The sequence below is a fragment of the Rhodopseudomonas sp. BR0G17 genome (assembly GCF_010907025.1).
In the GTDB taxonomy this organism is placed as follows: Bacteria; Pseudomonadota; Alphaproteobacteria; order Rhizobiales; family Xanthobacteraceae; genus Rhodopseudomonas; species Rhodopseudomonas palustris_H.
In genome coordinates this window covers 42,081-61,279 of sequence record NZ_QUML01000020.1, presented here as the reverse complement: position 1 = coordinate 61,279, position 19,199 = coordinate 42,081, and the positions used below count along the sequence as shown (strand labels likewise).

The following is a 19,199-nucleotide window of genomic DNA, read 5'->3' as shown; positions in this document are numbered from 1 at the left end:
CCCCATCCACGTCATTGCGAGCGAAGCGAAGCAATCCAGGGACGCCGTGCGCCGGGCTGGATTGCTTCATCGCTGCGCTCCTCGCAATGACGGGGAGAGGTCTTGTCCAATCTCAAAAGTGCGGGATCGAACGCAGGCGCCCTACCCCTTCACGTCCTGCTTTTCCGACGCCGTCGGCTTGCCGGCCTTGGCAGCATCGTCGGCCACGACGCGCACCTTCTCACCGTTGGCGATGCCGTCCGGCGGCGCGATAATGATGCGGTCCTCGGCGGTGAGACCGGCCGACAGCTCGATCTCGCGGCCAAGGTCGCGTGCGATGGTGACGGGCTTGAGCTGGACGCGATCATCCGGGCCGACCGTCGCAACACGCAGCCCGCTCCGGTTGAAAATCAGCGCAGACGCGGGAATGTGCAGCGGCGCAGAATCGCGAGCGAGCGCGAGCTTCACGTTGGCGAAGCCCCCCGGCAACAGTTCGCCCTTGGCATTGTCGAGCCCAAGTTGAATCCGCATCGTGCCGGAGGCGACGTCCACCGCCTGCGAGGACGCTTCAACCGTCGCCGGGAAGGTGCGGCCCGGATATTCCGGCAGCGCAATCACAGCCTTGCCGCCGATCCGCACCAGCGGCGCGTAGTTCTGCGGCACGTTGACGTAGACGCGCAGCTTGGCGATGTCGGACACTACGAACATCGCCGGCCCCGAGCTCGAGCCGGCGTTGATCAGCGCACCGACGTCGGTGTTACGCTCGGTGACGATGCCGTCGAACGGCGCGGTGATCTTCTTATAGCCGGCAAGCGCTTCGAGCCGTTCGACATTGGCTTGGCCGGAGTTCACCGCGGCCTTCTTGGCGGCAAGATCCGCGGTGCGTTCGTCGATTTCCTGCGCGGAGACGAAGTTCGAGGCCACCAGCGTCTTGCGGCGGTTCAGCGTCGCTTCCGAAAGCTTCGCGCTTGCCTGCTGGCTGGCGAGATCGGCACGGGCCTGCAGCAATTGCTGATCGAGGTCCGGCGCCTCGATCTCGGCGATCACCTCACCGGCCTTCACCTTGGCGCCGATATCGGCGCTCCAGCTTTTCACGTAGCCGGAGACGCGGGCGTAGATCGGCGCGCGCGAATAGGCCTCCAGACGGCCCGGCAGATCGAGCGTGGTGGTCGGCGCCTTGCCGTCCGGCCGCGTCACGGCCACGCTGGAAATCGCCTGCTCGTCGGTCCAGGTCCGCAGCTCGGCACTGCTCTTCTCGCGAGCGCTGATGCCGGTGATGACGATCGCCACCGCCCCACAGGCCAGCACCACGCCAGCGATGCCAAGACCGCGACGGGCTCTGCGCGGCGGTTGATCAGTGGGCATGCGACATCTCCGGAGCAGGCGCGGCATCGGACGCCGGCTGTTTCTTGTGAACCATGCTGAAAACCACCGGCACGAACATGAGCGTCGCGAACGTCGCGAACAGCAGCCCGCCGATCACGGCGCGGCCGAGCGGCGCGTTCTGCTCGCCGCCCTCGCCGAGGCCGAGCGCCATCGGCGCCATGCCAATGATCATCGCCAGCGCCGTCATCAGCACCGGACGGAACCGGACGAAGCCGGACTCCAGCGCGGCCTGCACCGGGTCGCCAAGCACCGCATAACGCTCGCGCGCGAACGAGATCACCAGCACGCTGTTGGCGGTGGCAACGCCCATGCACATGATCGCGCCGGTGAGCGCCGGCACCGACAGCGTGGTGCCGGTCGCGAACAGCATCCAGACGATGCCGGCAAGTGCCGCCGGCAGCGCGGTGATGATCACGAACGGGTCGGCCCAAGATTGGAAGTTGACCACGATCAGCAGATAGATCAGCACGATCGCGCCGAGCAGGCCGAACAGCAGCCCGGCGAACGCGCTGTTCATGGTCTCGACCTGGCCGAGCAAAACGACCGATGAGCCTTTCGGCACCTCGGCCTTGGTCTCGTCGATCACCTTGCGGATATCGGCCGACACCGCACCGAGATCGCGCCCCTGCGTGGTGGCGAAGATCTGCACGATCGACTGGATATCATATTGCGACACCACGGCATTGCCGGCGGAGCGCTTGATCTCGGCAAGGCCGCCAAGGATCGGCGCGCCCGCCGCAGCCGCACCGGAGGCCGAGACCGGAATGGTCTCGAGCTTGCTCAGCGAGTCGACGTGATACTGCGGCGTCTGCATCACGATCGAATACGACACGCCGTTCTCGGGATTGAGATAATAAGTCGGCGCCACCTGCGACGAGCCTGCGAGATTGACGACGAGGCTATTGGTGACGTCACGCTCGGTCAGGCCGACATATTGAGCACGGGTGCGGTCGACGTCGATATTGAAGGTCGGGTTGTTGGGCGACTGCTGAATGCGGGCATCGGCGACGCCCGGGATGCGCTTGATCTTGGCCAGTAGCTTGCCGGCGTAATCGAAATTCGCTGGCAGATTAGCGCCGCGGATCTGCAGATCGATCGGTGCCGGCGCGCCGAAATTGAGGATCTGGCTGACGATATCGGCGGGCAGGAACGCGAAGGTCATGCCCGGGAACTGCCGAGGCAGTTGCTCGCGCAGGATCTTCACATACTCCGCGGTCGGCCGGTGCTCGCCCTTCAGCTTGATCTGGATGTCGGCATCCTGGGTGCCGATCACGCCGGTGTTGTTGTAGGTGAGATTGATGCCCGAGATCGGCATGCCGATGTTGTCGGTCAGGGTCTCGATCTGATCCGGCGGAATGATCTTGCGGACAGCCTTCTGCACCTCGGCGAGCTGATTGGCGGTCTCCTCGATCCGGGTCCCGACCTGGGTGCGGACATGCATCAGAATCTGTCCGGCATCGACCGAGGGAAAGAAGTTGCGGCCGAGATACGGCACCAGCGCGAACGACAACGCGACCACGCCGAGGAAGCCGGCGACGAACACCCGGCGATGCCCCATCGCCAGCGTCAGCAGATCACCATAGCCGTGGCGGAACCGGGCGAACACACCTTCGAACGCCTGCTGAAAGCGCACCAGCGGATTGCGCGACGGCTTCCGGCCCGACAGGCTGTCGTGATGGACGTGCGGCTTCAGCAGATACTTGGCCATCGTCGGCACCAGCGTGCGCGACAGCAGGAACGACCAAGCCATCGCGAACATCACCGCTTCGGCCATCGGCACGAACAGATAGCGCGCGACGCCCTGCAGGAAGAACATCGGTACGAACACGATGCAGATGCACAGCAGCGAGACGAAGGCCGGCGTCACGATCTGATTGGCGCCGTCAAGAATCGCAGGCTCGACCTCCTTGCCCTGCTCCAGATGCCAATTGATGTTTTCGATCGTCACCGTGGCGTCGTCGACCAGGATGCCGACCGCGAGCGCGAGGCCGCCGAGCGTCATTATGTTCAGCGTCTCGCCGATCGCCGACAGGCAGATGATGGCGCCGAGCACCGACAGCGGGATCGACACCGCGATGATGATCGTCGACCGCCAGCTGCCCAGGAACAGCAGGATCATCACACTGGTCAGCAGCGCCGCGATCACGCCCTCGACGGCGACGCCGGTGATGGCGCCGCGGACGAACACCGACTGGTCGCCAATCAGCGCGATCTTCAGCGACTCCGGCATGGCGTCTTTGACGTCGACGATCTTTTGCTTGATGCCGGCAATGATATCGAGCGTCGACACCGCGCCGGCCTTCAGCACCATCATCAGCACCGAACGGTTGCCGTCGACATGCACGATGTTGGTCTGCGGCGGGTTGCCGTCGCGCACCGAGGCGACGTCGCGGATGTAGACCATCGCGCCGCCGACCGCCTTGATCGGCAGATTGCCGAGTTCCTCGATCTTCAGCGGCGAGTTGTTGAGCTGAATGATGTACTCGAATTCGCCGATCTTCTGGGTGCCGACCGGGGTGATCAGGTTCTGTGCGGCGAGCGCGTTGGCGACGTCCTGCCCCGACAGTCCCCGCGCCTGCAGGGCACTTGGATCGAGGTCGATCTGGATCTGGCGCTGCTTGCCGCCGAACGGCCATGGGATCGCCGCGCCGGGCACGGTCACCAGCGGGGTGCGGAGCTGATTGATCGCCAGGTCGGCAAGACTCTGTTCCGTCATCCCCTCGCCCGACAGCGCAAGCTGCAGGATTGGCACGGTGGAGGCGGAGTAGTTAAGGATCAACGGCGGCGTGGCGCCGGGCGGCATCTGCTTGAGCAGCGTCTGCGAGATCGCGGTGACCTGCGCATTCGCGGTGCGGATGTCGACATTGGGCTGGAAGAAGATCTTGACGATGCCGAACCCGCCATAGGAGTTCGCCACGATGTGCTCGATGTCGTTCACCGTGGTGGTGAGCGCGCGCTGGAACGGCGTCGTGATACGTCCGGCCATCTGATCCGGCGGCAGGCCGGTGTACTGCCAGACGACACCGATCACCGGGATCCGGATTTCAGGAAAGATGTCGGTCGGGGTGCGGAGCGCCGCCAGCGGACCGACGATCAGCAGCAGCAGCGCCAACACCACGAACGTGTAGGGCCGGCTCAGTGCGATGCGGACCAGCGCGATCATTCGTCGGGTCGTCCCGGTCTTCTTGTTACGGAAAGGCCGCCTGCCCGGCGGGGCCCTTGTGTTGATTTATCGAAAGCCGCGCAATTAGCCAAGCGTCGCGCAGCCTGCGTCAACACGACAAACCGCTGGGTCGCTCACTGTTGAGCGGTTTCCGCCGAGCGGTCACGACAGATTGATTGCAGTGCAGCAAACTAGCGTGAGCTTGGGTCGCCGTCAGGTTCCGGCGCGGTACGCCTTGACCCAGCCGAGGCCATCCTCGGTCTTGCCGCGCGGCCGATATTCGGCGCCGACGAAGCCGGCGTAACCGAGCCGATCGAGCTCGGCGAACAGAAAGGGGTAGTTCAGCTCCTCGTCGTCCGGCTCATGCCGGGACGGCACACTGGCGACTTGAATATGACCGATCACCGGCAGCATTTCGCGCAGCCGCGTGGTGACGTCGCCGTGCAGGATCTGGCCGTGATAGACGTCGAACTGCAGCTTCAGATTGGGAATGGCCATCTCACAGACAAGCGCGTGAGCATGGTCGACATCGTCGAGGAAGTAACCCGGCGCATCCCGATGATTCAGCGGCTCGATCAGCACGTCGATGCCATGCGGCGCAAAGAAGTGCGTCGCAACCGCTAGCGACCGCCGAAACGCCAGCGCGGCCGCGCCGTCGCGGCGATCGGCATTGCCAGCGAGCAGATGCAGACGCTTCACCCCGGTCGCGAGCGCATAAGGCAGCGCGGTGTGCAGGCTACGCTGGAGTTCGTCGAACCTGTCGGGCAGAGCCGCAAAGCCCTTCTCGCCGGCAGCCCAATCACCCGGCGGCAGGTTGAACAACGCTTGAGTCAGCCCGAAGCGGCGCAACCGCTCGCCGATGGCATCCGGGTCGTGCTCATAAGGAAACAGAAACTCCACAGCCGTGAAGCCGGCTTTGGCCGCCGCCTCGAAGCGATCGAGGAAGGCGTATTCGGTGAACAGCAAACTAAGATTGGCGGCGAAGCGGGGCATTTGAGCGTCCCTCGGCATCCTTGGGTGCCCAAGAGATACAATGAATTCCATCATCCGTCATTGCGAGCGAAGCGAAGCAATCCAGGCCCGGTGCACTGACCTTCTGGATTGCTTCGTCGCTTTGCTCCTCGCAATGACGCGGAGAGATTGAGGCTCAACTCATGGCCAAACGTGCGAGGAGCTGGGCTAGAGCCCCAGATACGCCTTCCGGACGTCCGGGTTATCCATCAGCTCCGCGGCCTTGCCCTGCATTAGGACTCGGCCGGTCTGCAGGATGTAGGCGCGGTCGGCGATTTCGAGGCATTCGGCCATGCGCTGCTCGACGATCAGCACGGTCATGCCGGCGTCGCGGATCTTCTTCACCGACTGGAAGATCTCGCTGACCAGCTTGGGCATGATACCCTGCGACGGCTCGTCGAGCATTAACAGGCGCGGCCGTGTCATCAGCGCGCGGCCGATCGCCAACATCTGCTGCTCGCCGCCGCTCAATGTCTCCGCGCGCTGCTCCAGCCGCTCCTGCAGCCGGGGAAACAGGCTGAACACGAATTCCAACGGCTTCTCGCGGTCGGCTTCGCCGCGGTAGAGATAGCTCCCCAGCCGCAGATTGTCGTGCACCGAGAGGCGCGGAAACAACCGGCGGTTCTCCGGCACATAGGCGACGCCGCGCTTGGTGATCAGATGCTGCGGGACGCCGTCGAGCCGCTCGCCGTCGAACAGCACCTGGCCGGAACGGATCCGCTCGGCGCCGGCGATCGATTTCAGCAGCGTCGATTTACCTGCGCCGTTGGCGCCGGCGACGCAGACGATCTCGCCCTTCTCGACCTCGATCGAAACGTTCGAAATCGCGACCAGCCCTTTATAGGCGGTGGTGACCTCACGCACCGACAGCATGACGATCCCCAAGATAAGCAGTGATGACTTTCGGGTCGCGCACCACGTCGGCCGGCTTGCCTTCGGTGAGCACCTTGCCGAGGTCGAGAACGATGGCACGGTCGACCAGCGGCATGACGATTTCCATGACGTGCTCGACCATCAGCACCGTGACGCCAGCGTCGCGGACGCGGCGGACCAGTTCGACGCCCTTCTCCGCTTCGGTAGGCGTCAGGCCGGTGAGCACCTCGTCGAGCAGCAGCAGCTTCGGCTCGGTGGCGAGCGCGCGGGCGACTTCGAGCCGGCGCTTTTCCGAGGGAATGAGCTGGCTGGCGAGCACGTCGGCTCGCGCATCCAGGCCGCAGAACTTCAGCACCTCATGCGCCTTGCGCCGCGCTTCGCGCATCACCGTGGTGCGGATCAGCGCGCCGACGATGACATTGTCGATCACCGTCATCGACTCGAAGCTCTTCACCACCTGGAAGGTGCGGCCGATGCCGCGGGCGCAGCGCGCGGTGGCCGGCAATTTGGTGACATCCTCGCCGTCGAAGATGATCGAGCCCTGGGTCGGCGGCAGCACGCCGGCGATCAGGTTGAACAGCGTCGACTTGCCGGCACCGTTCGGGCCGATCAGGCCGACGATCTCGCCGCGCCCGACCTTGATTGAGACGTCGCTGTTGGCGACGAGGCCACCGAAGCGCTGCCAGACGCCGCGGGTCTCCAGAAGTGTCTCGCTCATTGCGGGACTCCCTTGGAAGCCGGACGGCGGGAGAACAGCCCGATCAAGCCTTCCGGCCGCGCCAGCGCGATCACCACGATCACGCTGCCGTACAGGATCAGGTCGACGCCCCGTCCCGAGCCACCGACGAACGACCGCGTCAGCTCGGTCAGCGGGATCAGGATCGCAGCGCCGAGCACCGGCCCCCACAGCGTGCCGATGCCACCGAGAACGGCGGGCAGCGCCATCAGCAGCGAGAACTGGAAGGTCATCACGCTTTCAGGATCGATGTAGGACACGAACATCGCGTAGAAGCTGCCGCCCACCGCAGTGAGAAACGCCGACACCGCGGCGGCGCCCATCTTGGAGTTGAACACCACCACGCCAAGGCTTTCGGCGGCATCCGGATTGTCCTTCACGGCGCGCCACCAGTAGCCCCATTTTGAGTCTTCCAGCCACCAGGTGATCAGCCACGCAAGGCAGCAGAAAACCAGAGCGAAGTAATAGTAAGGCAGCTTGCTACGGGTGAACTGGAATTTGGCCCAGCTGTCGCCGCGCACCGGAATGTCGATGCCGAGCGCTGCACCCGCCCAGTCCCAATTGTGGAACAACAGGAAGCCGATCTCGGCGATCACGATGGTGGCGATGACGAAATAGTGGCCGCGCAGCCGGAAGGTCGGATAGCCGAGCGCCAGCGCGATCACCGAGGAGATGATGCCGCCGCCGATCATGCCGAACCAGGGCAGCACGCCGAGCTTGGTGAACAGCAGCGCCGTGGTGTAGGCGCCGAGGCCGAAATACAGCGCGTGGCCGAGCGAGATCTGGCCGCAATAGCCGCCCAGGATGTTCCAGCCTTGCGACAAGGCCGCATACATCAGGGTCAGCACCATGATGTTCTGGACGTAGACGTCCTTGATGAACAGCGGCGCGCAGGCGGCAGCGGCGGCGAGCAGCGCGGCGACGATCAGGTCGCGGCGGCGGCGTTTGAGATAAGCCTCGTCCATCAGATCGATCCGAACAGGCCACGCGGCCGAATGAACACAACCAGCAGATAAACGGCGTAGATCCCGATCGACTTCAGCGACGGCGGCAGGATCATCGCCGTGGTCGCCTCGACCAGACCGACGATGATGCCGCCGGCAAAGGCGCCGAACACGCTGCCGAAGCCCCCGAGCGCCACCGTGACGTAGGCAATCAGCGCGAACGAGGCGCCGACATCGGGATAGACGTAGAAGAAGATCGCCATCACGGCGCCTGCGAGCCCGATCAGGGCCGAGCCGAGGCCCCAGCCCAAGGCAAACACTTTATTCTTGTCGATGCCGACCAGCGCCACCGCGCCGGCGTCCTCGCGGGTCGCTTCCAAAGCACGGCCGAAGTCGGTCTTCTTCATGAAGAAGTACAGTGCGCCAAAGGCTGCGATCGACACCAGCGCGCCAACCAACTGCGGCACCGGCAGGAACACGCCGCCGATCTCCAGCGTCTTGCCGCCGAGCCAGGAGACGTTGATGCTGCGATAGTCGGGAGTGAAGAAGTACTGCGCCAGGCCGCGCATCAGGATCGCGAGGCCGAAGGTCGTGAAGATCTGCACCATGCCGATATTGGCTCTGGCTCTCATCGCAAATCTGACGACCAATAGGTAGATCACCGCGCCGAATATGAACATCGCCGCCCCAACGAGTGGAGCGGCGAGGATCGGATCGATCGCGAAGAACGCGAACAGGAAGAAGGTGATGTACATCGCCAACATCAGGAATTCGCCGTGGGCGAAGTTGGTGACGTCCATCAGGCCAAAGATCAGCGCCAGGCCGACCGCGACCAAGCCGTACAGAAGTCCCATCAGCAGACCGCTGGCGAGAGACTGGATGATCGTCGCGGTGGTCAAAGTCCTCTCTCCGTCATTGCGAGCGAAGCGAAGCAATCCAAAACAGGCGCCCAGCGCTGGATTGCGTCGTCGCTAGGCTCCTCACAAAAACGGGCGCACCATGGTGCGCCCGTTTCAACTGTTGCGTTACGGCATCGGCCAGATCGCGTCGGCGACCGCGGCCTGGGTGGGGAAGATGGTGACGAACTTGCCGCCGACATATTGCAGCAGCACCGGATCGGCGAAGGTGTTCTGGCCGGTCTCGTCGAACTTGACGCGGCTCCACGGCATGATGGTCTGCTCGCCCGACATGTCGGTAGCGGCCAGTGCGTCGCGGATCTTCTCGCCGTCGGTCGATTTGGCGCGGTTAATGGCGTCGGCCATTACGATCAGGCCCATGAACTGCCGCGACGAGTAGTCGTTGAAGTCCTTGCCGGACTTCTCCTTGTACATGTCGTTGATCTTGCCGACCATCGGCCGCTTCTGCGCAAGGTCGATCGAGAACGAGCCGCGCGAGATCACGCCCGGAATCTTGTCGCCGACCGCGTCATACAGCGCCTTCTCGGAGAAGCCGGCGTCCTGCGCCACGATGTTCTTGGCCTTGTAGCCGAGCTCACCCATGGTGCGGATCAACAGGATGCCGTCGGTGGTGTAGCTCGATGGCATCAGCACGTCGGCGTCCGCAGCCTTGAGCTGCTGCACCTCGGCAGTGAGCGACGGCGAGTTGGCGCGATACTTGATGTCCGCCGCGATCTTGTAGCCACGCTCCTGCGCCAGCTTGAGCTGCGCGTTCGAGGAGTCGGTGCCGAAGATGGTGTCTTCGTGGAACAGCGCCAGCGTCTCGATCTTCTGGCCCTTCTTCTTCAGGGCATCGAAGAAGTCGAACATCGCCTGCGAGAACATCTCGTCGTGCGGAGCCGGCCGGAAATAATACTTCAGGCCGCGGCGATGCAGGCTAGGCGAGGAGTTGTCGGCGGAGAGGAACGGGACCTGATAGCGCTCGCAAACCTGGCTGACGGTGACCGCCACGGCGCTCTGGTAAGTACCGACGATGGCGCAGACCTTCTCCTGAGTGATCAGCCGCTCGGCTTCGGCGCGGCCCTTCTGCGGATCGGCCTGATGGTCGGCGAACACGAGGCGGACCTTGGCCCCACCGAGCCCCGGAAGGCCCTCGCCGCGCGCGAGCGGCAGATCGAAATCGTACTTGTTATTGATCAGTTCGGCTGCGGTCTGGAACGCCTTCTGCGCGTCAACGCCGATCTGGGCGCTCGATCCCGACAACGGATAGATCACACCGATGACGACTTCCTTGGTCTCGGCCCGTGCCGTCGCGAACGGCAGCAAAGCGGCGCTGGCCGCGCCGCCGAGAACGAGGTTACGGCGATTGATCTTCATGACGTCTTCCTTTGCTACCAGCGTTGGGAGTGAAGCGGTCAGAGGTTCGGTTCGGCGTTACAGCACGGCAAGGTGCTTGTTCTTCAGGTCGGTGACAAGCATCAATCCGGGCGCGTGGGTGATGGCGAACGGGACTTTAGCGGCGGCAATCACCGCCTGGGGAGTGACACCGCAGGCCCAAAACACTGGTAATTCGTCGGAGCCGATCGACACCGGATCGCCGTAGTCCGGCTTGGCGATGTCTGCGATCCCGATCGACTCTGGCAATCCGACATGCACCGGGGCGCCGTGAACGGAAGGAAAGCGCGAGGTAATCTGGATCGCCCGGATTGCATCCTTCGGCTTCAGCGGCCGCATCGACACCACCATCGGCCCGGAGAACGGACCGGCCGGCGCGCACGGGATGTTGGTGCGATACATCGGCACCCGCACCTTCTCCTCGATGTGGCGGATCGGGATGTCGTCGGCGAGCAGTGCCTCTTCGAACGAGAACGAGCAGCCGATCACAAAGGCGACCAGGTCGTCACGCCACTGTGCAAGAATGTCGGTCGGCTCCTCGGCCAACTCGCCGTCCCGCCAGACCCGGTAGCGCGGCAGGTCGGTGCGGATGTCGAGGTCGATCCCGAGCGATGGAATCATCGGGTTGCCGACGTCAGACATACCGACGATCGGGCACGGCTTTGGGTTAAGCTGACAGAAGCGGTGGAAGGCTGCGGCGTATTTTTCCGGCAGGATCGCCAGGTTGCCCTGGACGAAACCGGGCGCCACGCCAGCTGTCGTCTCGGCGAGTCCGGCGCGGCAAGCAAGCCGGGCCTGATGGGAAGCAAGCGGCCTTTCGGCGTCGTGGAACTGTTGCTCTGCCGCAAAAACAGTCATTCGCTCGTCCTGCCTAGTCTCTCGACAGTAGAGGAGCGGAAGCCTACTATAATGTCTAATCTTTGTTTCTGATCGGAAACAATAAACCTGCCTTATCGACCAAGGGAGTCGACCGATGGTGGACTTCAAAGCGCTCGAAACATTCATCTGGGTCGTCACGCTCGGCAGCTTCCGAGGGGCGGCGCAGAAGCTGAACACAACCCAGCCGGCGATCTCGCAGCGGATTGCGCAACTGGAGCGCGAGCTCGGGGTGCGGCTGCTGCAGCGCGACCACCGGGTCGCCTCCCCCACGCCGAGCGGCCGGCAGTTGATGTTGTATGCTGAAAAGCTGATCCGGCTGCGCACCGAGATGATGGCGGCGGTGAGCGATCAGTCGAGCATGCGCGGCGTGCTGCGGCTCGGCGTCGCCGAAACCATCGTCCACACCTGGCTGCCACGGCTGATCGAGCAGGTGAACCGGGTCTATCCCAATCTGTCGCTGGAAATCGAAGTCGACATCACGCCGAACCTGCGCGCGCGGCTGCTCGCCCAGGAGATCGAGCTGGCGTTCCTGCTCGGCCCGATGACGGCCTCGACCGTGCGCAGCCGGGTGCTGTGCGAGTATCCAATCGGCTTCCTCGCCAGCCCGTCGCTCGGCCTCGGCAACGGCCCGCTGACTGTCGGGGATCTGGCGAAATTTCCGATCATCACCTTCCCGCGCAAAACGCAGCCTTATGAGATCGTGCGCTCGCTGTTCAACAAGCCGGAGCTGCCGCCGATCCGCCTGCATGCATCGGCGTCGCTCGGCACGGTGATCCACATGGCGATCGAAGGCCTCGGCATCGCGGTGATCCCGACCGCGATCGTCGAGAACGAACTCGCCGAAGGCCGGCTGCAGCTGCTGCAAACCAACCTGAAGATCTCACCGCTGCGGTTCTCCGCAAGCTGGCTCGCCTCGCCTGACACGGTGGCGATCGAGCGCGTCGCCGAGCTCGCAGCCGAGATCGCACACACCGGCGGCTTCATGCCCGATCCTGCAATGCAGCTCCGCGATATTGCTCACGTCGTTGAACCGGCGATTGGTTGACGCGCGCCCAGCCGGCTTGACACACTTTCGTTCAGCCTCGCGCGTCCGCGCTGACTTTCCGGAGTGACTATGACCAAGACTGCCTCGAACCTGCAGATCGATTCCTCGCGGCTGTGGGACACCATCCTCGGCACCGCGCAGTTCGGCGGCACTCCGAAGGGCGGTGTCAAGCGGCTGACGCTGTCGGCGGAAGATAAGCAGGTGCGCGACTGGTTTCGCCAGGCGTGCGAGCAGGCAGGGCTCGAGGTCAGCATCGATTCCCTCGGCAACATGTTCGCGTTGCGTAAGGGCCGCGACATGACCAAGCCGCCGATCGGCCTCGGCTCGCATCTCGATACTCAGCCGACCGGCGGCAAGTTCGACGGCATCCTCGGCACCCTCGCCGCCCTCGAAGTGATCCGGACGCTCAACGACGCCGGCATCGAGACCGAGCTGCCGCTGTGCATCACCAACTGGACCAACGAAGAAGGCTCGCGGTTCGCCCCGGCAATGATGGGCTCGGCGGCGTTCGTCGGCGACTTCACGGTCGAGGACGTGCTGTCGCGCAAGGATGCAGCCGGCATCAGCGTCGCCGAGGCGCTCGACGGCATCGGCTATCGCGGCGACAAACCGGTCGGCGCCCAGCCGTTCACCGGGTTCATCGAACTGCACATCGAGCAGGGCCCGATCCTGGAAGCGGAAGGCAAGACCATCGGCGTGGTCGATCACGGCCAGGGCGTGCTGTGGTACGACGGCAAGATCACCGGCTTCGAAAGCCATGCCGGATCGACGCCGATGCATCTGCGCCGCGATGCGCTGGCGACGCTGTCGGAGATCGTACTGGCCGTCGAAAAGATCGCGACCGAACTCGGTCCTAACGCCGTCGGCACCGTGGGCGAAGCGGTGATCGCCTCACCGTCGCGCAACGTCATTCCCGGCGAAATCGCCTTCACCATCGACATGCGCAGCGCCGATGCGGCGATCATGGATCAGCTCGACCAGCGGCTGCGCGCCGCGGTTGCCGAGATTGCGCCGCGGCGCAAGGTCGAGGTCGCGCTCGATCTGGTGTGGCGCAAGGAGCCGACCCACTTCGATCCTGCCCTGGTCGGCAGCGTCGAGAACGCCGCCAACGCCCTCGGCTATCAGAACCGCCGCATCACCTCGGGCGCCGGCCACGATGCCTGCAACCTCAACACTCGAATTCCGACCGCGATGATCTTCGTGCCGTGCAAGGACGGCATCAGCCATAACGAGCTGGAAGATGCGACCCAGCCCGACTGCGCCGCCGGTGCCAACGTGCTGCTGCACACCGTGCTGTCGCTCGCCGGCGTCGCCAAGTAATCGCCGGCAACACCAGCGGATTTCGGGGGGAGATCACAATGCACGCGGTGTTCGTCGACGCCAGCGATACGCTTGCCGAGTTGATGGAGCGAATGGCGACGCCCGGCGATCCACTGGTGAAGATCCACCGCGACCCCGACGTCACACCGGAGCAATTGCCGGATGTGCTGGCCGGCGCCGCGATCGCGATGATCGACCACACCTATCTGCCGACCGAGATCGCCCGGCGCTGCACCGGGCTGAAGCACGTGGTATTTCTCGGCACCGGCGCCCGGAGCTACATGAACGTCGAAGAGCTCGCCGAGCTCGGCATCGAGGTTCACCTGATCCGCGGCTATGGCGACACCGCGGTTGCAGAGGCCACCATCGCGCTGATGTGGGCGGCGGCGCGAAATCTTGCGATCATGGATCGCGAGATGCGGCAAGGCCAATGGCTGCGTGAAGACGGCATGCAGCTCACCGGCAAGACCCTCGGCCTGATCGGCTTCGGCGGCATCGGCGCCGAAGTGGCGCGGATCGCTCACGGCTCGGGCATGAAGGTGATCGCCTGGAACAGGAGCATGAAGCAGATCGACGGCGTCAGTTTCGTCGATCTCGACACCCTGCTGCACGACAGCCACGTCGTTTCGATGCACCTGTTGCTCAATGACGAGACCCGCGGGTTCCTGTCGCGTCAGCGGATTGCCGCGATGCGGCCGGGCGCGATCCTGGTCAACACCGCGCGCGGGGCCCTCGTCGATGAGGCCGCGATGATCGACGCGCTGCGCTCGGGTCACCTCCGCCATGCCGCGCTCGACGTGTTCGACATCGAGCCGCTGCCCGCCGACCATCCCCTCACCGCGCTGCCCAACGTCACGCTCTCGGCGCATTCGGCCTTCCGTACCCCGGAGGCGAGCGAGAACCTGATCGCAGCGGCGCGCGCGCATTGCCGGCGGATCGCAGCCGCAAGCTAAGTCCTAACAACGGCAATTAATTACCGCAAAATGCGGGGATAGGCGGACGCCTCCGCGAAGCCAGTGCCGCGACCTGATCCGAATCAAGAGCAAGCAAACTAAGTCCGTGCGATACTTAGCGAATCGCACGGAGTCATTCCCATGAAGGATTGGTACGCGGTCTTCGCCCTCGCTCTGGTCATCATCATCGGTTCTGCCGCCGGCCTGGTCGGCACGCTGGCGTTCCTGCTGGCCTTCTTCGTTACGTGGTACTTGCTCTCCGCGCGAGAACTGGGCTTCACCCAGGCGCGGGCCGCGTTCGGCGTTCGGTTCGATCCGCCGATCTGGACCCGCAGCAACTGGCTGTGGCTCGAGCGACTGTTCGACGATAGCGACAAGCTGTTGAAGGCGGCTGCGGTCGCGATGATCGTGATGGCCAGCACGTTGATGGTCGGCGCGCCGATCACCTTGCTCGTGGCTGTCGTAATTGCAGCCTATCTCGCGTTCAGCATCCACCGCGACGGCCCCACGCCGCCGCGACGCGTGGTGCGGATTCACGATGCCGGCGCAGACGTCTCGGCACACGCGAACCGCAACACTCCGCTTCCGCCGCCCAACGACACGCAGAGCTCGGCAGTGCTGGCTCCGGTCGTGACGCCGGTTCAGCCGGCAGCTGAGCCGGCCCCGCTCCTGCTGCGGACGTCGACCCGCATCGTCGCGCCGCGGCCGCGGGAGGTCAACAAGCCGCGGCCCTCGCAAAACCGCCGGCCCGTTGCACGCGGCACCCGTAAGGCGGCAAGCAAGCGTCAGCAGCGTAAAACGACCCACAACCGGGCTCGTCCGCTTCCGCCGCTGCCGAGCCGCAAGCCCGGCTACGCGATCGCGCTAAAGCCACGCCGTCCGCTCCGGCAGCCGCCGCAGATCCGGCAACGGCGGCGCGTACGCAAGCCGATGATGCTGGTCCGGGGCAGCGCAGCGGGGGCGTCACCGACCCGCTGACGCCGGCTTCTGCGCGCTCCACAGCGGAGCGCTTACTCCACCATCTCGGCCACGCCCTTGCCGCAGGCCGAGGTGTCGGCCTGACCGCCGAGATCACGGGTGCGGAGCGTGCGCTCCTCCAAGGTGCGTTCGATCGCCTTGACGATCGAATCCGCCGCCTGCTTCTCGCCGAGGTGCTCCAGCATCATCGCGCCCGACCAGATCATCCCGATCGGATTGGCGATGCCTTGGCCGGCGATGTCCGGCGCCGAGCCGTGCACCGGCTCGAACACGCTCGGGAAGTCGCCCTCGGGATTGATATTGCCCGACGGGGCAATGCCGATCGTGCCGGTGCAGGCCGGGCCGAGGTCGGACAGGATGTCGCCGAACAGATTTGAGCCGACCACCACGTCGAACCAATCCGGATGCAGCACGAAGTGCGCTGTGAGGATGTCGATGTGGTACTTGTCCCACTTCACCTCCGGGTAACTCTTCGCCACCGCTTCGACGCGTTCGTCCCAATACGGCATGGTGATCGAGATGCCGTTCGACTTGGTCGCCGACGTCAGATGCCGCTTCGGCCGCGACTGTGCCAATTCGAACGCGAACTTCAGAATGCGGTCGACGCCGACACGGGTCATCACCGACTGCTGGGTGACGAACTCACGCTCGGTGTCCGGGAACATCCGTCCGCCGACCGACGAGTATTCGCCCTCGGTGTTCTCACGCACCACCCAGAAATCGATATCTCCCGGCTTGCGGCCGGCGAGCGGCGACGGCACCCCGGGCATCAGCCGCACGGGACGCAGGTTGACGTACTGATCGAACTCGCGGCGGAACTTGATCAGCGAACCCCACAGCGAAATGTGATCCGGAATCTTCGCCGGCCAGCCGACGGCGCCGAAGAAGATCGCGTCATGCCCGCCGATCTTCTCCTTCCAGTCGTCCGGCATCATCTGGCCGTGCTTTTCGTAATAGTCGTAGCTGGCGAAATCGAAGTGGTCGAACACCAGTTTGACCCGATGCTTCTTCGCGGCCGCTTCGAGCACGCGCAATCCTTCGGGCATCACTTCCTTGCCGATGCCGTCGCCTGCGATCACGGCGATGCGATACTGATCCTTGCTCTGATTCAACTCGGTTCCCCTTTGTGTCCCGCGTGGCGCGGCTTCATCTGGCCCAAAGTACGCTGGCGTTCAACGCTGCGCTGCACATAGCGAATCCGCGTGAATGCGAAAGCATTGTGCTTGCCTGCGACAAAACGCGCGCTACACTTTTCGTGGCTGATCAACAAGCCGCCGGCCAACGCGCCACCAAACAAAGACAATAAAGAGGAAACGCCATGTCTCCAGCCCCCTCGAATGTCCGTTCGTGGTCGATGCGCGCTATGGTCGCCGCGACTGCGCTCGGATTCGGAGCTTCGTCGGCACTCGCAGCCGACCCGATCAAGATCGGCGTGATCGCCGAAGCGCAGGCGATCGCCGGCGCGTCAATTCCGCAGGCCGCGCAGCTCGCCGCTGAAGAAATCAACGCCAAAGGCGGCATCGACGGCCGCAAGATCGAGATCGTCAGCTACGACAACCACTCGTCGTCCGCCGATTCCGTGCGCGCCTTCCAGCGCGCCGTGAATGAGGACAAGGTCAACGCGGTGATCGCCAGCTACATCTCGGAAGTTGTGCTGGCGCTGATGCCCTGGGCGTCGCGGCTGAAAACGCCGTTCGTGACGCCGGGCGCAGCGTCGAACGAGATCACCAAGGCGGTCAACAAGGACTACGAAAAGAACAAATACACCTTCCACGGCTATCTGACCTCGGGCGAGCTCGCCCAGTCGGTGTGCGATGCCGCGAAGGATCTGCTGGTCGACGCCCGGAAGATGAAGACGGCCGTGATCATGAGCGAGGACGCCGCCTGGACCAAGCCGCTCGACGTCGGCTACCAGGAATGCCTGCCGAAGGTCGGGCTCAAGGTGCTCGACCACATCCGGTTCTCGCCCGACACCACCGATTTCACGCCGATCTTCAATAAGATCGAAGGCTCGAAGCCGGACGTGATCATCACCGGCATCTCGCATGTCGGCGTGCAGCCGACGGTGCAGTGGAAGAACCAGCAGGTGCCGATCCCGATGTTCGGCATCTCCTCCCAGGCCACCAACGAGACCTTCGGCAAGGACACCAACAACGCGTCCGATGGCGTGCTGTATCAAGGCGTGTCGGGCCCCGGCGTCGCGGTGACGTCGAAGTCGGTGCCGTTCGCCGAGAACTTCAAGAAGAAGTACGGCAACTATCCGTCCTACGCCGGGTACACCGCCTATGACGAGGTCTATTACATCGCCGAAGCGGTGAAGCGTGCCGGCTCCACCGACGGCGAGAAGCTGGTCGAGGCGCTGGAAAAGACCGATTACGAAGGCACGATCGGCCGCGTCCAGTTTTACGGCAAGGACGAGCCGTTCACCCACGGCCTGAAATACGGCAAGGGCCTGCTCACTGGTCTGATGCTGCAATGGCAGGACGGCAAGCAGGTCGCGGTGTGGCCGCCGGAAGTGGCCAAAGCCAAGATCAAGTTCCCGGCCTTCATCAAGGCCGCCGCGAACTGACCGCTTCAACGAATGCTCCCGCCGGCAACGACGGGAGCATTTTTCGTCCGGCTGCAAGCTTCTCCACATCGTCATTCCGGGGCGCGGGCGACGCCCGCGAACCCGGAATCTCAGAACAACTCGGGATTCCGGGTCTGCGCGCCGGCGGCGCGCATCCCGGAATGACGTACCGGATTTGGCCAACTGAAGGTCCCGAATGCTCGCCCTGCAAATCCTGATCGACGGTTTCGCCATCAGCGCGCTGTATGCGCTGGGTGCGACCGGGTTCACGTTGATCTTCGGCGTCTCCGGCGTGCTCAACCTGTCGCATGGCGCCATCATGGTCGCCGCCGCGGTTGCGGCCTGGGCAGCGTCGAGCACGTTCGGCGTCGGCAGCTACGCCGGCGCGCTGATCGGCATCGCCACCGCGCTGGTGATCGCCCTGCTCACCTATTTCGCGGTGGTGCAGCCGATCCAGCGCTCGCGGCGGATCGCCAATGAGGAAAAGGAAATCTTCGTCCTCACCGGCACCCTGCTGTGGGGGATCATGATCCAGGAGGCGATCGCCTACCTGTTCACCAACAACGCCAAGACCGTGCTGCCGATCGTCAACGGCGTGGTCGAGATCTTCGGCGTCCGGACCCCGCGCAACGAAATTTTCACCGCGGTGGTGTGCTGCCTGGTGATCGCGCTGCTGTGGCTCTTGGTGAACCGCACCAAGATCGGCAAGGCGGTGCTGGCTGCCTCGATGAACCCGCGCGGCGTCACCCTGCTCGGGCTTGAGCTCACCAACATCTATGTCGTGGTGTGGATCATCTATGGCGTGCTGGCCGGCATCGCTGGCGTGCTGCTCGGCATGTTCCTCGGGGTGTCGTCCTACAGTGTCGGACCGCTGACCGCGAGTGCGTTTTCGATCGTGGTGCTCGGCGGGCTCGGCAGCGTCTCCGGCTCGCTGATCGCTGCTTTCGTGGTCGGCTATCTCGAAACCTTCACCGCCTACATGATCTCGCCGGCCTACCGCACCATCCCGGCGCTGCTGCTGTTGGTCACGGTGATGTATCTGCGGCCTCAGGGCCTGCTCGGGAGGCGCTGA

Annotated in this window: 16 protein-coding genes; 6 read left to right on the top strand and 10 right to left on the bottom strand. The window is 64.2% G+C overall.

Annotated features, from left to right (window positions below; genetic code table 11):
- Window positions 1-141: 141 nt before the first annotated feature.
- From DY467_RS16170 to DY467_RS16130, 9 genes are all read right to left on the bottom strand, one after another.
- Window positions 142-1,344, bottom strand: a complete 1,203-nt coding sequence (locus DY467_RS16170) for an efflux RND transporter periplasmic adaptor subunit (protein ID WP_164637457.1) — start codon at window positions 1,342-1,344, stop codon at window positions 142-144.
- Entirely contained in the window at window positions 1,334-4,528 is a 3,195-nt protein-coding gene (locus DY467_RS16165; protein ID WP_164571996.1) for an efflux RND transporter permease subunit, read from the bottom strand. Before DY467_RS16165 ends, DY467_RS16170 begins: the two co-directional genes overlap by 11 nt.
- Window positions 4,529-4,741: 213 nt before the next feature.
- Complete coding sequence (otnI, locus tag DY467_RS16160; RefSeq protein ID WP_164637455.1) at window positions 4,742-5,521, bottom strand: 2-oxo-tetronate isomerase; 780 nt, start codon at window positions 5,519-5,521, stop codon at window positions 4,742-4,744.
- Window positions 5,522-5,707: 186 nt separating this feature from the next.
- A complete protein-coding gene (locus tag DY467_RS16155) occupies window positions 5,708-6,412 on the bottom strand; it encodes an ABC transporter ATP-binding protein (protein ID WP_107343729.1) in 705 nt (234 codons plus the stop codon).
- A complete protein-coding gene (locus DY467_RS16150; protein ID WP_107354918.1) occupies window positions 6,396-7,130 on the bottom strand; it encodes an ABC transporter ATP-binding protein in 735 nt (244 codons plus the stop codon). Before DY467_RS16150 ends, DY467_RS16155 begins: the two co-directional genes overlap by 17 nt.
- Window positions 7,127-8,113, bottom strand: a complete 987-nt coding sequence (locus tag DY467_RS16145; RefSeq protein ID WP_107343727.1) for a branched-chain amino acid ABC transporter permease — start codon at window positions 8,111-8,113, stop codon at window positions 7,127-7,129. Before DY467_RS16145 ends, DY467_RS16150 begins: the two co-directional genes overlap by 4 nt.
- A complete protein-coding gene (locus DY467_RS16140) occupies window positions 8,113-8,991 on the bottom strand; it encodes a branched-chain amino acid ABC transporter permease (protein ID WP_107343726.1) in 879 nt (292 codons plus the stop codon). Before DY467_RS16140 ends, DY467_RS16145 begins: the two co-directional genes overlap by 1 nt.
- A 126-nt stretch (window positions 8,992-9,117) precedes the next feature.
- On the bottom strand, window positions 9,118-10,365 hold the full coding sequence (locus DY467_RS16135; RefSeq protein WP_164637453.1) for an ABC transporter substrate-binding protein: 1,248 nt from the start codon (window positions 10,363-10,365) through the stop codon (window positions 9,118-9,120).
- 57 nt (window positions 10,366-10,422) lie between these two features.
- On the bottom strand, window positions 10,423-11,241 hold the full coding sequence (locus tag DY467_RS16130) for a putative hydro-lyase (protein ID WP_164637451.1): 819 nt from the start codon (window positions 11,239-11,241) through the stop codon (window positions 10,423-10,425).
- Between the two features lie 115 nt (window positions 11,242-11,356).
- Here DY467_RS16130 and DY467_RS16125 point away from each other — a divergent pair, with 115 nt between their 5' ends.
- The 4 genes from DY467_RS16125 to DY467_RS16110 all read left to right on the top strand — a co-directional run bounded on the left by DY467_RS16125 (window position 11,357) and on the right by DY467_RS16110 (window position 15,558).
- A complete protein-coding gene (locus DY467_RS16125) occupies window positions 11,357-12,307 on the top strand; it encodes a LysR family transcriptional regulator (RefSeq protein ID WP_107343723.1) in 951 nt (316 codons plus the stop codon).
- Between the two features lie 69 nt (window positions 12,308-12,376).
- Window positions 12,377-13,627, top strand: a complete 1,251-nt coding sequence (locus DY467_RS16120) for a Zn-dependent hydrolase (protein ID WP_107343722.1) — start codon at window positions 12,377-12,379, stop codon at window positions 13,625-13,627.
- 38 nt (window positions 13,628-13,665) lie between these two features.
- The gene (locus DY467_RS16115; protein WP_164637449.1) at window positions 13,666-14,580 is read left to right on the top strand and encodes an NAD(P)-dependent oxidoreductase; all 915 of its coding nucleotides are present in this window, start codon (window positions 13,666-13,668) and stop codon (window positions 14,578-14,580) included.
- Between the two features lie 141 nt (window positions 14,581-14,721).
- Window positions 14,722-15,558 (top strand): flagellar biosynthesis protein FlhF, encoded by an 837-nt coding sequence (locus tag DY467_RS16110; RefSeq protein ID WP_164637447.1) that lies wholly within the window; start codon window positions 14,722-14,724, stop codon window positions 15,556-15,558.
- Between the two features lie 32 nt (window positions 15,559-15,590).
- Here the strand turns inward: DY467_RS16110 and DY467_RS16105 are convergent, their stop codons facing one another.
- Entirely contained in the window at window positions 15,591-16,604 is a 1,014-nt protein-coding gene (locus DY467_RS16105; protein ID WP_234803296.1) for a tartrate dehydrogenase, read from the bottom strand.
- 308 nt (window positions 16,605-16,912) lie between these two features.
- On the opposite strand from DY467_RS16105, the gene DY467_RS16100 reads away from it, so the two are divergent.
- Together DY467_RS16100 and DY467_RS16095 are read left to right on the top strand one after the other, a co-directional pair.
- Window positions 16,913-18,127 carry an ABC transporter substrate-binding protein gene (locus DY467_RS16100; protein ID WP_246701329.1) on the top strand — a complete coding sequence of 405 codons (1,215 nt, stop codon included), beginning with the start codon at window positions 16,913-16,915 and terminating at the stop codon, window positions 18,125-18,127.
- A gap of 196 nt (window positions 18,128-18,323) precedes the next feature.
- Window positions 18,324-19,199 (top strand): branched-chain amino acid ABC transporter permease, encoded by an 876-nt coding sequence (locus DY467_RS16095; protein WP_107343717.1) that lies wholly within the window; start codon window positions 18,324-18,326, stop codon window positions 19,197-19,199.

Excerpts from the sequence above, each read along its gene's own strand:
- DY467_RS16170 (WP_164637457.1), bottom strand. The coding sequence starts at position 1,344 with ATGCCCACTGATCAACCGCCGCGCAGAGCCCGTCGCGGTCTTGGCATC.
- DY467_RS16115 (WP_164637449.1), top strand. The coding sequence starts at position 13,666 with ATGCACGCGGTGTTCGTCGACGCCAGCGATACGCTTGCCGAGTTGATG.
- DY467_RS16100 (WP_246701329.1), top strand. The coding sequence starts at position 16,913 with ATGCGCGCTATGGTCGCCGCGACTGCGCTCGGATTCGGAGCTTCGTCG.
- DY467_RS16155 (WP_107343729.1), bottom strand. The coding sequence starts at position 6,412 with ATGCTGTCGGTGCGTGAGGTCACCACCGCCTATAAAGGGCTGGTCGCG.
- DY467_RS16125 (WP_107343723.1), top strand. The coding sequence starts at position 11,357 with ATGGTGGACTTCAAAGCGCTCGAAACATTCATCTGGGTCGTCACGCTC.
- DY467_RS16130 (WP_164637451.1), bottom strand. The coding sequence starts at position 11,241 with ATGACTGTTTTTGCGGCAGAGCAACAGTTCCACGACGCCGAAAGGCCG.
- DY467_RS16150 (WP_107354918.1), bottom strand. The coding sequence starts at position 7,130 with ATGAGCGAGACACTTCTGGAGACCCGCGGCGTCTGGCAGCGCTTCGGT.
- DY467_RS16105 (WP_234803296.1), bottom strand. The coding sequence starts at position 16,604 with ATGCCCGAAGGATTGCGCGTGCTCGAAGCGGCCGCGAAGAAGCATCGG.
- DY467_RS16120 (WP_107343722.1), top strand. The coding sequence starts at position 12,377 with ATGACCAAGACTGCCTCGAACCTGCAGATCGATTCCTCGCGGCTGTGG.
- otnI (WP_164637455.1), bottom strand. The coding sequence starts at position 5,521 with ATGCCCCGCTTCGCCGCCAATCTTAGTTTGCTGTTCACCGAATACGCC.
- DY467_RS16165 (WP_164571996.1), bottom strand. The coding sequence starts at position 4,528 with ATGATCGCGCTGGTCCGCATCGCACTGAGCCGGCCCTACACGTTCGTG.
- DY467_RS16095 (WP_107343717.1), top strand. The coding sequence starts at position 18,324 with ATGCTCGCCCTGCAAATCCTGATCGACGGTTTCGCCATCAGCGCGCTG.
- DY467_RS16110 (WP_164637447.1), top strand. The coding sequence starts at position 14,722 with ATGAAGGATTGGTACGCGGTCTTCGCCCTCGCTCTGGTCATCATCATC.
- DY467_RS16145 (WP_107343727.1), bottom strand. The coding sequence starts at position 8,113 with ATGGACGAGGCTTATCTCAAACGCCGCCGCCGCGACCTGATCGTCGCC.
- DY467_RS16135 (WP_164637453.1), bottom strand. The coding sequence starts at position 10,365 with ATGAAGATCAATCGCCGTAACCTCGTTCTCGGCGGCGCGGCCAGCGCC.